The sequence below is a fragment of the Bacteroides sp. RCH18 genome, assembly GCF_058231005.1.
On sequence record NZ_JBIPTC010000001.1, the window covers coordinates 1877901 to 1891641 of the forward strand.

A 13741-nucleotide genomic window follows, 5' to 3' on the forward strand; every position below is an offset into this window, starting at 1 on the left:
ATTAAGTTATAGAACAAAGGAGACCAAAAGCAATAGTATCATCAATTCCCCTCCTTCCAGGAGGAGAATTAAGATACTACCGGACTTTTTAGTCAGCCCCATTTCTTATTCTTCAGTATAACGTTCGATTGTCTGGGCTCTGTCCGGTCCGACAGATACAATCTTGATTTCCACACCAAGTTGTTCTTCCAGGAAAGTCAGATAAGCATTGAATTCTTCCGGGAATTCATCTTCGCTCTGCATCTTTGTCATATCTGTCTTCCAGCCCGGCAGTTCTGCATATACAGGCTCCACACCTTCAGTGATGTCGTATGGGAAATAATCGATTTCCTCGCCATCTACCTTATAAGCAACACAAGCCTTGATGGTGTCGAATGTATCGAGAACGTCGCTCTTCATCATGATCAGTTTGGTAACACCGTTTATCATAACGGAATATTTCAGAGCTACCAGGTCAATCCATCCGCAACGACGTTTACGTCCTGTTACAGAACCGAATTCATGTCCCAGTGTGCACATCTTGTCACCAGTCTCGTCGAACAGTTCTGTCGGGAACGGACCGGCACCTACACGAGTACAGTATGCCTTGAAGATACCGAACACTTCGCCGATACGGTTCGGAGCTACTCCCAGACCGGTGCAGGCACCTGCACAAACCGTATTGGAAGAAGTAACAAACGGATACGAACCGAAATCGATATCAAGCATCGTTCCCTGAGCACCTTCGCAAAGAACGCTCTTGCCGTCTTTCAGATAGTTGTTAACCTCATGCTCACTGTCTACAAAATGGAACTGTTTCAGATATTCGATACCTTCCATCCATGCTTTTTCCAGTTCTGTGAGGTCATATTCGTAGTTCAGACTTTTCAGGATTTGTTCGTGACGAGCTTTCGCCGCACCGTATTTCTGTTCGAAGTTATGAAGGATATCACCTACACGAACACCATTACGGCTAACTTTATCCGTATAAGTAGGGCCAATGCCTTTACCGGTGGTTCCTACTTTCGCATCTCCCTTGGCAGCTTCGTAAGCGGCGTCCAGTATGCGGTGTGTCGGAAGGATGAGATGAGCTTTCTTAGAAATGTGCAAACGCTCTTTCAATGGATGTCCCGATGCTTCGAGTGCCTCAGCTTCCGCTTTGAACAATGCCGGATCGAGCACTACACCGTTACCGATAATATTTACCTTATCTCCCTGAAAAATACCGGAAGGAATAGAACGAAGTACATACTTCTGTCCTTCGAACTCAAGTGTATGACCGGCATTCGGACCGCCCTGGAAACGAGCGACCACATCGTACTTAGGTGTTAATACGTCGACTACTTTACCTTTACCTTCGTCGCCCCATTGTAATCCTAATAGAACATCTACTTTCATTTTTCTTTTTTATTGTTGTTACTGACTTTTTTCCGTTTATTAGCTCTGTCGCACTTGCTGCACAATCCATATATATATAAGGAGTAATGCGAAAGTTGAAAGCGGCTTAATTTTGTATTTTCGATGGCATGCTGCAATTCCTCGTTCTGAAACTCGGTCACTTTGCCGCATTGAGTACATATCTGATGATGATGTGTCTCGCGATTGTATGATTTTTCGTATTGGGAGGAAGTGCCGAACTGATGCTTGATGATCAGCCGCGCATTGATAAGCAGAATAATAGTATTATAAAGAGTTGCCCGGCTCACCCGGAAATTCTCCTGATCCATCATTCTGGAATAGAGCATATCGATATCGAAATGTCCGTCGATGGAATAGATAGTTTCGAGTATGGCGTAACGTTCGGGAGTCTTACGATGCCCGTTCGCCGTGAGATATTCTGTGAATATCTGCCTTACTGTATCTTTCACATTTTGAGTTTCCATCATCAGCACAAAATTAGCGCGAACAAAGTTAAGCCTTTTTTGTGGAAAGCAAAAGAATTTCTGAGAATAAGTAATAAGTATTAAGTAATAAGTATTAGGTATTAACCGTAGCTACTTAGATTTCATGCGGCGGATATCCGCATGGTAATACTTAATACTTATTACTTAATACTTATCACTAGCTTCTTCTTTTACCATATTATAGAGCATCTGCTCCGCTTCCACTGTGGAATCTGCCATTCCTTCAACCATCCGGCATACACGGAAAGCATGTTCTTCGTTATGCTGCATATACTTACGGATAGCCAGAAGAGCTGCATTCCGCACATGATAGCTTTCTGAATGAACAGCGCAAAGTGCCTGGTCGAGCAATTCGCCGGAAGCTCTTTCTGTCATATCTCCCTTTTTCATCAAAAGACGGGCAGCTGTCAGGAAACCGCAAGTCTGCACATATTCCTGTTCATCAGCCATCCAATGAAAAGATTTAGCAGGGGCATACGGCAAATGCTGGAAAAGATTCATACAGGTCAGTTCCGCAATCTCTATGTTACGGATACTTTCTACCCAGATATCAGCTATCTCGGGATAAAAGGTATCTACAGGCTGCAACATGGCTGCCATGATTTTGCATTCGCGAATATCTTCTTTCCACAATGCCTGCGCCAGGTCGTGGTTCTTTTCATACCCTTCGGCAATCATCTTTATGCGGGGGATTTCGACTCCGAAATTGAGTTTGTATACCAATCCCTTCTCACGCATACTTTGGGACACAGCCCCGTTCATAGAGAGACGGAGCTGTGTTTTGATATCTTTCAGTTGTTCTTTTATATCCATTTTCAATATTAATTATTTACGGAAGGCAACGGAGAATAATCTTTGCTGTAACGCAACATTTGTTCTACATAGTCTTCGTCATAAGACACGGTAACATCCGTGATATTTCCATCCTTGTCAGTCACCAGTTCATAGACCGGATTTACAAAACCTTTGTAAGGAGCCAGATTCAGCTTCTTATAGCGTGCCAACACTTCGGCATGCAAAGCAGGATCAACCTTCACGGCATAATTTTCAACCAATGTACGGGCACCTTCAAAATCACCGGTCGATTTGATTCGCTGAATTTCAGCCAGCAGTTCACCGAACAACTGACGGACTTTCTCATAATCATTGACTACGACATAGGTCTTTCCGTCCTTCTTCACCATTTCGACCACTTTGTCGGGAGCACCTTTTTCAAATACCCAGCGGGCGATCAGCTGACGGTTGCGCATATGAGCTTCTTCGATATTATTTCCCGGTTCGATACGTACAAGCTGTGTCATCAGACCATTCATCAGGAAAGTATAATATTCAGCTTTATAAGCCTCTGCATCCGGAACAAGTTTCAGTTCTACCAGTTTCGGGTCAGCCACGTAGTACAATCCGAACAAGTCGGCACGTGCTTCTTCAATAGTGGAACCATACGCTTTCAAAGCGTCAGGGTCTACTCCCGGAAGCAATTTGCCAGAACCATGTCCCAGACATTCGTGCAAGTCTGTATGAAGTTCACCTGTCAAGTCGCCATATTGGTCGATCCGCTGTCTCTCTTCGTCATTGCAGACAAACTCTTCATTGAACCCGTTACCGTGGGCAGCTTTATTATAAGCATCTGTGATATTGCCGATAGTAACTGACTTAGAGCCGTGATGAGCACGAATCCAGTTAGCGTTCGGAAGATTGATACCGATGGCAGTTGCAGGATACAAGTCACCGGCAAGAATAGCGGCAGTGATCACCTTGGCAGATACCCCTTTTACCTTTTCCTTTTTGAAAGATTTATCAACCGGCGAATGATCTTCGAACCATTGCGCATTGCTGCTGATAATCTCTGTGCGGTGCGTAGCATCCAAGTCTTTGAAGTTGACCAGTGATTCCCAGCTGGCTTTCACTCCCAGCGGGTCGCCGTAACTTTCTGTAAAGCCATTCACAAAGTCAATTCTTGAATCAAGGTCTTTCACCCAAAGGATAGCATATTCATCGAAGTCTTTCAGGCTGCCTGTTTCGTAAAATTGAATCAGTTTGCTGATCACAGCTTTCTGTGCATCATTTTCGGCAACAGTTTCCGCTTTCTTCAGCCAGTACACAATCTTTTCAATCGCCTGAGTATAAAGTCCGCCTACCTTCCAGACTTTTTCCTGTATTTTCCCATCTTCTTTCACCAATCGGCTGTTGAGTCCGTAAGAAACCGGAGTTTCATCTTTTGGGTCTTTCATTGCTCCGTAGAAGCTTTCCGCTTCCTGCTGAGTGACTCCGTCGTAATAATTGCAGGCAGAAGTCAGCACCAAGTCTTCACCGTCCGCCTGATTTACACGCTTTGACAGGATAGCCGGATCAAACATAACCGGGAAAAGCTCATCACAGAGTTGTTCGGCAGTCTGTCCCTCTGACAACGGAAGTAATTGGGCGTCTGTTCCGAGCACTGCCTGTTTCAGGAAGTCCTGCGAGAAACCGGGCACAAACTTTTCCATGCCGTAATGATGATGAATACCATTGGAGAACCATACCCGTTTGAGGTACACTTCCATATTTTTGAAGTCGGGAGCCGACTTGTCTCCTTTATAATTGGTGTAAACAGCTTCGAGCATCCGGCGGATTCTCAGGTTATATTTTCCGTTCTGATCAAACAGGATGTCGCGTCCTTCGAGCGCAGCCTGAGTCAGGTAATAAACCAATTCTTTCTGTTTCAGCGTCAAGGTTTCGAATTCGGGAACCTTGTACCGCAATATTTGTAAGTCTGCAAATTGTTCCACTGTATAATCAAATTTATCTGCCTCAGCAGTTGTTGTTTTGGCCCCACCGCAAGATACAAGGATCGTAGCGGTAACTGCCATCGAAATAAAATGTTTTTTCATAATTACTGATATTGATTAATTAAATAAGAAAAGGAATTATCCCCGAACTTTTCATTCAGAGGTAATTCCTTTTGGTCAGTATCGGAAAACGCAATTACTTCTTACTTTCAGCGTGTTTCTTGCGATATCCGTTAGGAGTTTCACCTACGTTCTTGTAAAATGCAGCGTAAAAAGATTGACGATTTGCAAAGCCAACCATTGCACTGATTTCTTCCACATTCTTGTCGGCATAACGCTTGTCTGTCAACAAATGCAGAGCGTCTTTCACTCTGTACTCATTCAACAAACAAGAGTAGTTCATACCAAAACGAGAATTCACTACTGCAGAAAGGTAGCGAGTATTGGTCTTCAACTCTTTAGCCAAATCTTTAGCTGAATAGTCAGGATCTTTATACTTCTTCTGAACTACTACAATGTTCAGAATCTTGTCATACAACTCGTCTGCCAGTTCCGGTCTGATTAATGACCGATATGCAGCCTTCTTTTCTTTCTTTTCCCTCAGATTGTAGGGACGTTTCTTTGGAGCTTCCTCCGCTTTTTTGTTCTCTAAATCACTCATTGAATTAACTGGTTAGGGTTTGTTTATTTGTTATTAATTGCTCATTCGCAACGTTACATGTTACAAATGTCTTACTTTTTTTTTAAACACACAATTATTTTGTGCATTTTTTTTCTAATAAAACAATCAAAAACCTTGAAAAAGAGGAATTAAGGGTGAATAATAAGAAACTTTAACTCTTGGAGCATTTAAATCAAAACATAAATCGAGACATGATAAAGATTGCTAAAGAAAAGCGTACCTTTGCCACAAAGTTTAAACAAATGTTGATGAAAGAAACTCTAAAATCATATTTCGGTTATGACAGCTTCCGGCCCTTACAGGAAGAGATCATCCGCCACCTGCTGAACAAGCAGGATTCACTGGTACTGATGCCCACCGGTGGAGGTAAATCGATCTGTTATCAACTGCCTGCATTGCTCTCCGAAGGTACAGCTATAGTGGTCTCCCCGCTTATCTCACTGATGAAAGACCAGGTAGAAACATTGCAAGCCAACGGCATCGCAGCAGGAGCACTCAACAGCAGCAATGACGAAACGGAAAATGCCAATCTCCGCCGTGCCTGCATCGAAGGACGCCTGAAACTGCTTTATATTTCACCGGAGAAGCTGATAGCGGAAAAGGACTATCTGTTGCCGGATATGAATATTTCGCTCTTCGCTATTGACGAAGCCCACTGTATTTCCCAATGGGGACATGACTTCCGTCCGGAATATACACAAATGGGAATGCTCCATCAGCAGTTTCCGCAGGTTCCGATTATTGCATTAACGGCAACAGCCGACAAAATAACCCGCGAGGATATAATCCGACAGTTGCATTTGATACATCCCCGAACGTTTATTTCTTCTTTCGACCGTCCCAACATCAGTCTGGACGTAAAACGCGGTTTTCAGGCAAAAGAGAAGAATAAAGCGATTCTGGAGTTTATCCACCGCCACAGAGAAGAAAGTGGAATCATTTATTGCATGAGCCGTAATAAAACGGAAACTGTAGCACAAATGCTGCAAAAGCAGGGAATCCGATGCGGTGTTTATCATGCCGGATTGTCTCCGCAGCATCGGGACGAGACTCAGAATGACTTCATTAATGACCGTATTCAGGTAGTATGCGCCACCATTGCTTTTGGTATGGGAATTGACAAATCGAATGTCCGATGGGTTATTCATTATAATCTTCCTAAAAGTATTGAAAGTTTTTATCAGGAAATCGGGCGTGCCGGACGGGATGGCTTGCCAAGCGACACTGTATTATTCTATTCACTGGGCGATCTGATCCTGTTAACTAAATTCGCCACAGAAAGCAACCAACAGACGATCAATCTGGAAAAGTTGCAACGTATGCAGCAATACGCCGAAGCGGACATCTGCCGCAGAAGAATTCTGCTGAGCTATTTCGGAGAAACCTCAACAGAAGACTGCGGCAACTGTGATGTCTGTAAAAACCCTCCACAACGCTTTGACGGTACAGTCATCGTACAAAAAGCGTTGAGCGCCATAGCTCGTGCAGAACAACAAATAAGTACAGGGATATTAATTGATATTCTTCGTGGAAGTTATTCGGCAGAAGTTACGGCAAAAGAATATCAGGAATTAAAGACATTTGGAGCAGGGCGAGACATACCACCTCGTGACTGGCAGGATTATTTACTCCAAATGCTACAACTGGGATATTTCGAAATAGCCTATAATGAAAATAACCATCTCAAGATCACTCCAAGCGGAAGTGACATTCTTTTTGGAAAAGCGAAAGCAATGCTTGCCGTGATTCATCGGGAAGAAATCGTCACAGGAAAAGGGAAAAAGAAAAAGGTGGTCATCGCCAAAGAACTTCCTTTCGGTATCCCCGGTGGAGAAAACGAAGATTTATTCGAAGCACTACGGGGATTGCGTAAACAGATTGCCGATCAGGATGGTCTTCCGGCATATATCGTTCTATCGGATAAAGTGTTGCATCTGCTCAGCATTTCACGGCCGACTACCATCGAAGCATTCGGAGAAATCAGTGGTATCGGAGAGTTTAAGAAGAAGAAATATGGAAAAGAGTTTGTGAATCTGATTAAGCAGTTTGTATAATAATGTATTAAGCTGCCCCCCCCTATCGATTTACCTTTAATAAAGAGTAACTTATTCAAGCGTAATCAGGAAGGACTATATAATAAGATGAGTAAACAAAAAAGGGGAAGCGATTGCTTCCCTTTTTTGTTTAATTCAAGAACATTCGATCTATTTAGCCTATAATCCATTTACTACCCGGTATGAACGAGATAATCTTTGTCGTTATATAACAGCAGACAAATGTAGTCACTGCGATACATGGGATGGCGGCAACAGTAGGCAGTTCCAGCGTATTTTTGAATACTGTCGCCCATAATCCGAGCCAGAATATATGCATAAGGTACATACCATAACTAAGTTTCGACATATCTGTTACGAGACGTGGAGCTTCCGGCCGGTTTATACAAGTGAAGAGAAGGAATGTACCCGCTGTAAGAAGTACACAGTTAATCGTACAGAAAGCCCATCCTATTTCTATGACAGGTGTAGAATGAGTAATTCCGGGAATAGCCTGTATATAGAATGAGTAAATAGTCAGCGCAGCCCCGGCAACCATTGAAATGAGTCCTACAATGAAACGTTTGGAACGATCCCATTTTAAGTGTACACGTATGTAGTGTGCCAACACAAGATATCCAAGATAACCTGAGAAATACCACAACATATGGTATTCGTTCCAAAAACACTGCCCCCACACTTCACCAAACCAGCGATTGAAGTACGGCATACACGTTGATAACAGGAACAGTCCTATGAAGAAACGTTCTTCTTTTGCAGTGGCTTTACTCAACCAAGGAGATATAATAGGTATAAACAGGTAAAGACTTATCAGGGGATACATGAACCAAAGGTGTCCGGCAAGCGTCGGGAAGTTCAGGAATATTCGAGACATATCCTTTATTGATGTTTCGCTGTCTATCTGTCCCCACAACATCGGCAGGATACTATAGAGTATCATAAATATGAAAAACGGTGGCAGGATATGAGTGAAGCGTCGGCGGTAGAACTGCCATGAAGTCTGTCCCTCCTTCATCGGTACCAGCAGGTAAGCAGAGACAATCATGAACAATGGTACTGCCATGCGTGAGAAACCGTCGTACACGGCCACCCACAATCGGTCTACTTCACTGGCTAAAAAAGATTGCGGTCCCGCCATGTCCGTAGATCCGGCAGCACCATAAAAGTTTTCACTGGCGTGTACCACCATAACGAGGAAACATGCGAACACGCGCACGTAATCTAAAAAAACAATACGTTTCATTTTCTGTTTGGGTATTAATTAGTAGTAATATGTTTTTAGTTTTGTCTTTTATTTACATTGTTTCAGCTGCTCGTGCAAATCAGCAGGAGGTATGCCCAGCGAAATAGCTTTTTCAAAGTCCATCTTTGCCAATGCTTTCTTTTTCTGTGTCAGATAAATATTGCCACGCAACAAATAGGCATCCGCCGAAGAAGGATTCAGGCGAATAGCTTCCTCCAAATCGACCAAAGCCAGATCTTCATGCTTCATCTCCCGTTCCACATCTGCACGGGCAATGTAAAGAGTCGCATCTTCGGGAGTTGCCGTAATCATCTTATTAAGAATTTCGAGCGCTTCCTTGAATTTTCCTTCTTTCTGTTCCAAGGTAGCCAGTCCGAGCCGACCGCTATAACTTTGCGGGTCAATCGCCAGCAAACGGTTATAATCGATTCGTGCCGCAGGGTAATCCCTCCGGAGTACATAGATATATGCCCGCATCAACAGCGCTTCCTTATTCTGCTTATCTTCGTCAAGTACCTGACAATAATCGGTATAAGCACGGTCTGTATTTCCCATTTCCAGATTAATCGCAGCGCGGTCCAGCAGGATAGGTACCGCCAATGGAGCAAAGTTCAGCGCAAAAGAATAAGATTCGAGTGCCTTATCATATTCACCCAACCGACGCTGTACCAATCCCAGATTGGAAAAAAGCATAGCATTCTTTGCATTCTTCGGCTCCAGTTTCAAAGCCTGAAGCAGTAGTTCTTCGGCTTTGGAAAGACTGTCCATTTCGATATATTCAATCGCCTTTTCTGATAATTGCTGATAGGTCTGCGCACACAGGGCAACCGGAAAGCTAAGAAATAAAATTAAAATAATTCTTATCATGATTCAAATATTAATCCAAAGGATAGGCATCAAAAGCGAACAACTCGGTCGACAGATAACGTTCTCCCGTATCAGGTAACAACGCAACGATTTTTTTGTTCCTGAACTCCGGACGCTGTGCCAACTGACGGGCTGCATATACGGCCGCTCCCGAAGAGATTCCAGCCAGCAAACCTTCTGTCGTAGCCAGTTCCCGGCCCGCACGAATGGCTTCGTCATCGGGCACACCGATCACTTCATCCACTACAGAAGCATTATAAAGTTTCGGAATAAAATTCGCCCCGATTCCCTGTATGCGGTGTGGTGCTGCCTGACCTCCTGCCAATATGGGAGACGACGCAGGTTCAACCGCAACGATATGAACATCCGGATTATGTTTTTTTAAGGCGCGCGCCACGCCGCAAATCGTACCTCCGGTTCCTACTCCGGCAACGAACACTGCCACTTCACCATCCGTATCCCGCCAGATTTCTTCTCCTGTTGTCCGCTCATGGACAGCAGCGTTCGAAGGATTTTCAAACTGTTGCAGGATCACCGATCCGGGGATACTATCACGCAACTCCTGCGCCTTGGCAATAGAAGCAGCCATCCCGCCCAAACCATCTGTCAGCACAATCTGCGCCCCCAGTGCTTTCAACAGGTTTCGCCGTTCCAGGCTCATCGTTTCGGGCATAGTCAATATCAGGTGATACCCTTTAATGGTCGCTACCATCGCCAGTCCGACTCCCGTATTTCCGCTGGTCGGTTCGATAATGGTGGCACCGGGTTTCAGTGCCCCGCGGGCTTCCGCATCTTCAATCATAGAAAGAGCGACTCTGTCTTTTACGCTTCCCGCCGGATTAAAAGCCTCCAGTTTAGCGATAATATTCTGATTAAGACCATACTTTCCACTGTATCCGGAAAGTTCCATTAGAGGTGTATTACCCACTAAATCTGTTAATTTATTCGCAATTTTTGCCATCATTCACCTCGTTTTATCAGGTTGATGCGCAAAGATACAGAAAAGAATTGTACCTTTGTCTCCGTTCAATATTTTTAAGTTTATAGATATGAAAAAGAGAATCCTGCAATTTCTCACGACTTATTTTTTGTTCGTTCTTCTGTTTGTCCTTCAAAAACCTATTTTCATGGCTTACTACCATGAACTCTATACAGACGCCTCAATCGGCGATTATTTCAGCGTGATGTGGCACGGCTTGCCGCTGGATTTCTCACTGGCAGGATATCTGACTGCCATCCCGGGCTTCCTGCTTATCGCTTCCGCCTGGACAAAATCTTCCATACTACGCCGCATCCGGCAAGGTTACTTCGGAATCATCGCTTTTGTGATGTCCTGCATCTTCATCATCGATTTGGGCTTATACGGTTTCTGGGGATTCCGGCTGGATGCCACCCCGATCTTCTATTTCTTCTCATCTCCGAAAGATGCCATGGCAAGCGTCAGCTTCTGGTTCATATTACTCGGAATCCTAGCTATGCTGATCTATGCAGCCATCCTCTACGGTATTTTCTACGCCGTACTTATCCGGGAGAAAGCACCGTTGAAGATACCTTATCAGCGGCAGTATGTATCTCTCGTCCTTTTATTACTGACAGCTGCGCTCTTCATTCCTATCCGTGGCGGTTTTTCCGTATCGACAATGAACCTGAGCAAAGTATACTATAGCCAAAACCAACGGATGAATCATGCAGCTATCAATCCGGCATTCAGTTTTATGTATTCTGCTACCCATCAAAACAATTTCGATAAGCAATATCGGTTCATGGACCCGAAAGTTGCAGATGAGCTGCTGACCGAAATGTTGGATAAACCTGTGGCGGCAACAGACAGTATCCCTCAAATTCTAAATACTCAACGCCCGAATATCATATTTATTATCCTCGAAAGTTTTTCTACACATTTAATGGAAACGATGGGAGGACAGCCGAATGTAGCGGTGAATATGGATAAATTCGGAAAAGAAGGAGTGTTATTCACTAATTTCTACGCAAATAGTTTCCGGACGGATCGCGGACTGGCATCTATTATCAGTGGTTATCCCGGTCAGCCGAGTACCAGCATTATGAAGTATCCCGAGAAAACGGATGGACTTCCTTCCATTCCTCGCAGTCTGAAAAATGCCGGATACAGTTTGGAATACTATTACGGAGGGGATGCAGACTTCACCAATATGCGCTCTTATCTGGTTTCATCGGGTATTGAGAAGATTATCTCCGAGACAGATTTTCCTTTGTCCGAACGTCCGGGTAAATGGGGAGCACCGGATCATACACTTTTCCAACGTTTCCTGAAAGACCTCAAAGAAGAGAAGCAGCAGGAACCTTTCTTTAAAATCGTGCAGACATCAAGCAGTCACGAGCCGTTTGAAGTTCCGTTCTACCGATTGGACGATAAAGTGCTGAATGCTTTCGCCTATGCTGATAGTTGCGTAGGAGATTTTGTGAGACAGTATAAGGAGACACCGATGTGGAAGAATACACTGATCGTACTTGTACCGGATCATTTGGGAGCTTACCCGCGTCCGGTAGAAAATCCGCTGGAAGGGCATACTATTCCGCTAATACTGATCGGAGGAGCCGTAAAAGAACCACGAGTGGTAGACACATACGCTTCGCAGATCGATATTGCCGCTACGCTGCTTTCTCAGCTCGGATTGCCGCACGATGACTTTACTTTCAGCAAGAATATATTTAACCCGTCTTCTCCCCATTTCGGATATTTCACGGAACCGACCCTGTTTGGCATGGTGACTGCGGAAAATCAATTAGTGTATAATCTGGATGCCAACACCGTCCAGATAGATGAAGGGACAGAGAAAGGGGCCAATCTGGAAAAAGGAAAAGCCTTCCTTCAGAAACTATATGATGACCTGGCTAAGCGATAAGATCAGACAAATCCATATTTTAATAATACGACTTATTTTATGATAGAATTTCTTTCGGATATAGACACCCAACTGCTTTTGTTCTTCAACGGAATACATTCGCCTTTCTGGGATTACTTCATGAGTGCATTCACAGGTAAGGTTATATGGGTCCCGATGTATGCCAGTATCTTATATATACTGCTCAAGAATTTTCATTGGAAAGTAGCATTGTGCTATGTGATAGCAATCGCCCTCACTATCACGTTTGCCGATCAGATGTGCAATAGTTTTCTTCGTCCGCTGGTAGGTCGCCTGCGTCCCTCCAATCCGGAAAATCCGATAGCGGATTTGGTTTACATCGTGAATGGAAGACGAGGAGGAGGATTTGGTTTTCCTTCCTGTCATGCTGCCAATTCTTTCGGACTTGCCATATTTCTGATTTGCCTGTTCCGCAAACGCTGGTTAAGCATATTTATCGTACTTTGGGCATTTACCAACTCTTATACACGCCTGTATCTGGGATTGCATTATCCCGGTGATTTAGTAGCAGGAGCCATTATCGGTGGATTCGGAGGTTGGCTGTTCTACTTTATCGCCCATAAGTTAACGGAACGACTTCAATCAGACATTCCTGCTCCTGGAAAGGGCGCCGGAATGAAACAAACGGAAGTTATGATCTATACCGGATTGCTGACTTTAGCAGGCATTATCATCTATTCCATCGTGCAAAGTTAGTTTATAACATGGGCAAAAGAAATATCATCCATAAGTTATTCCACAATCTCAAAAAGCCTGAAGGCTTTTGGGGAAGAGTCATTCTCCGGGAAATGAACAAACGGCACACTTTGCTTTCCGAATGGGGAATGTCACATATAACATGGAATAAGGAATGGAATGTGCTCGACATTGGTTGCGGTGGCGGAGCCAATCTTACACAGCTGATGCGCCGCTGTCCGCAAGGAAAAGCATACGGCATTGACATTTCACCGGAAAGTGTCCTTTTCGCACAGAAGAAAAACAAAAAATATCTTTCCACCCGCTGTTTTATAGAACAAGGTACGGTAGACACACTGCCTTATACCGATGAAATGTTCGACGTGGTCACTGCCTTCGAGACGGTTTACTTTTGGAACGACCTTCCGAAAGCATTCACCGAAGTGACACGGGTATTAAAGCGGAACGGACATTTCCTGATTTGCTGCGAACTGAATAACCCGTCAGTCAAAACCTGGACAAATCTGATTGACGGGATGATTATTCGTTCTTGTGATGAATTGAAATCCATACTCTTGCAGTCCGGCTTTGTCTCCATTGCTTCATATAAGCATGAAAAAGGGCCTTTGTGCATAGTAGCCCGGAGAATAGCTGAGTCATAAT

12 protein-coding genes are annotated in these 13741 nt (G+C 44.1%); 4 read left to right on the forward strand and 8 right to left on the reverse strand.

Features of this window, described 5'->3' with window-relative positions; genetic code table 11:
• Positions 1–105: 105 nt before the first annotated feature.
• From ACHLI0_RS07490 to ACHLI0_RS07510, 5 genes are all read right to left on the reverse strand, one after another.
• Positions 106–1377, reverse strand: a complete 1272-nt coding sequence (locus tag ACHLI0_RS07490; RefSeq protein WP_008763215.1) for an adenylosuccinate synthase — start codon at positions 1375–1377, stop codon at positions 106–108.
• Positions 1374–1862 (reverse strand): Fur family transcriptional regulator, encoded by a 489-nt coding sequence (locus ACHLI0_RS07495; RefSeq protein WP_008767710.1) that lies wholly within the window; start codon positions 1860–1862, stop codon positions 1374–1376. The genes ACHLI0_RS07490 and ACHLI0_RS07495 overlap by 4 nt, the downstream gene beginning before the upstream one ends.
• 165 nt (positions 1863–2027) lie before the next feature.
• Positions 2028–2696, reverse strand: a complete 669-nt coding sequence (locus tag ACHLI0_RS07500) for a DNA alkylation repair protein (protein ID WP_259031395.1) — start codon at positions 2694–2696, stop codon at positions 2028–2030.
• 8 nt (positions 2697–2704) lie between these two features.
• Positions 2705–4753 (reverse strand): dipeptidyl-peptidase 3 family protein, encoded by a 2049-nt coding sequence (locus ACHLI0_RS07505; protein WP_490748793.1) that lies wholly within the window; start codon positions 4751–4753, stop codon positions 2705–2707.
• A gap of 94 nt (positions 4754–4847) precedes the next feature.
• Positions 4848–5312 carry a helix-turn-helix domain-containing protein gene (locus ACHLI0_RS07510; protein WP_008763211.1) on the reverse strand — a complete coding sequence of 155 codons (465 nt, stop codon included), beginning with the start codon at positions 5310–5312 and terminating at the stop codon, positions 4848–4850.
• A 269-nt stretch (positions 5313–5581) separates the two neighbouring features.
• Here ACHLI0_RS07510 and recQ point away from each other — a divergent pair, with 269 nt between their 5' ends.
• A complete protein-coding gene (recQ, locus tag ACHLI0_RS07515) occupies positions 5582–7387 on the forward strand; it encodes a DNA helicase RecQ (protein WP_490749559.1) in 1806 nt (601 codons plus the stop codon).
• Positions 7388–7541: 154 nt separating this feature from the next.
• On the opposite strand, the gene ACHLI0_RS07520 is transcribed toward recQ, so the two are convergent.
• Genes ACHLI0_RS07520 through cysK form a run of 3 tightly spaced genes read right to left on the reverse strand, consistent with a single transcriptional unit; the run spans position 7542 to position 10458 of the window.
• Positions 7542–8630, reverse strand: a complete 1089-nt coding sequence (locus ACHLI0_RS07520; RefSeq protein ID WP_490748794.1) for an acyltransferase — start codon at positions 8628–8630, stop codon at positions 7542–7544.
• Positions 8631–8678: 48 nt separating this feature from the next.
• Complete coding sequence (locus ACHLI0_RS07525) at positions 8679–9497, reverse strand: tetratricopeptide repeat protein (RefSeq protein ID WP_055221512.1); 819 nt, start codon at positions 9495–9497, stop codon at positions 8679–8681.
• Positions 9498–9507: 10 nt separating this feature from the next.
• Entirely contained in the window at positions 9508–10458 is a 951-nt protein-coding gene (cysK, locus tag ACHLI0_RS07530) for a cysteine synthase A (protein ID WP_490749560.1), read from the reverse strand.
• Positions 10459–10546: 88 nt separating this feature from the next.
• Here cysK and ACHLI0_RS07535 point away from each other — a divergent pair, with 88 nt between their 5' ends.
• Genes ACHLI0_RS07535 through ACHLI0_RS07545 form a run of 3 tightly spaced genes read left to right on the forward strand, consistent with a single transcriptional unit; the run spans position 10547 to position 13740 of the window.
• Positions 10547–12382, forward strand: a complete 1836-nt coding sequence (locus ACHLI0_RS07535; RefSeq protein WP_172685150.1) for an LTA synthase family protein — start codon at positions 10547–10549, stop codon at positions 12380–12382.
• A 39-nt stretch (positions 12383–12421) separates the two neighbouring features.
• Complete coding sequence (gene lpxF / locus ACHLI0_RS07540; protein WP_490748795.1) at positions 12422–13099, forward strand: lipid A 4'-phosphatase; 678 nt, start codon at positions 12422–12424, stop codon at positions 13097–13099.
• Positions 13100–13107: 8 nt separating this feature from the next.
• Positions 13108–13740 carry a class I SAM-dependent methyltransferase gene (locus tag ACHLI0_RS07545; protein WP_490748796.1) on the forward strand — a complete coding sequence of 211 codons (633 nt, stop codon included), beginning with the start codon at positions 13108–13110 and terminating at the stop codon, positions 13738–13740.
• Position 13741: the final 1 nt, after the last annotated feature.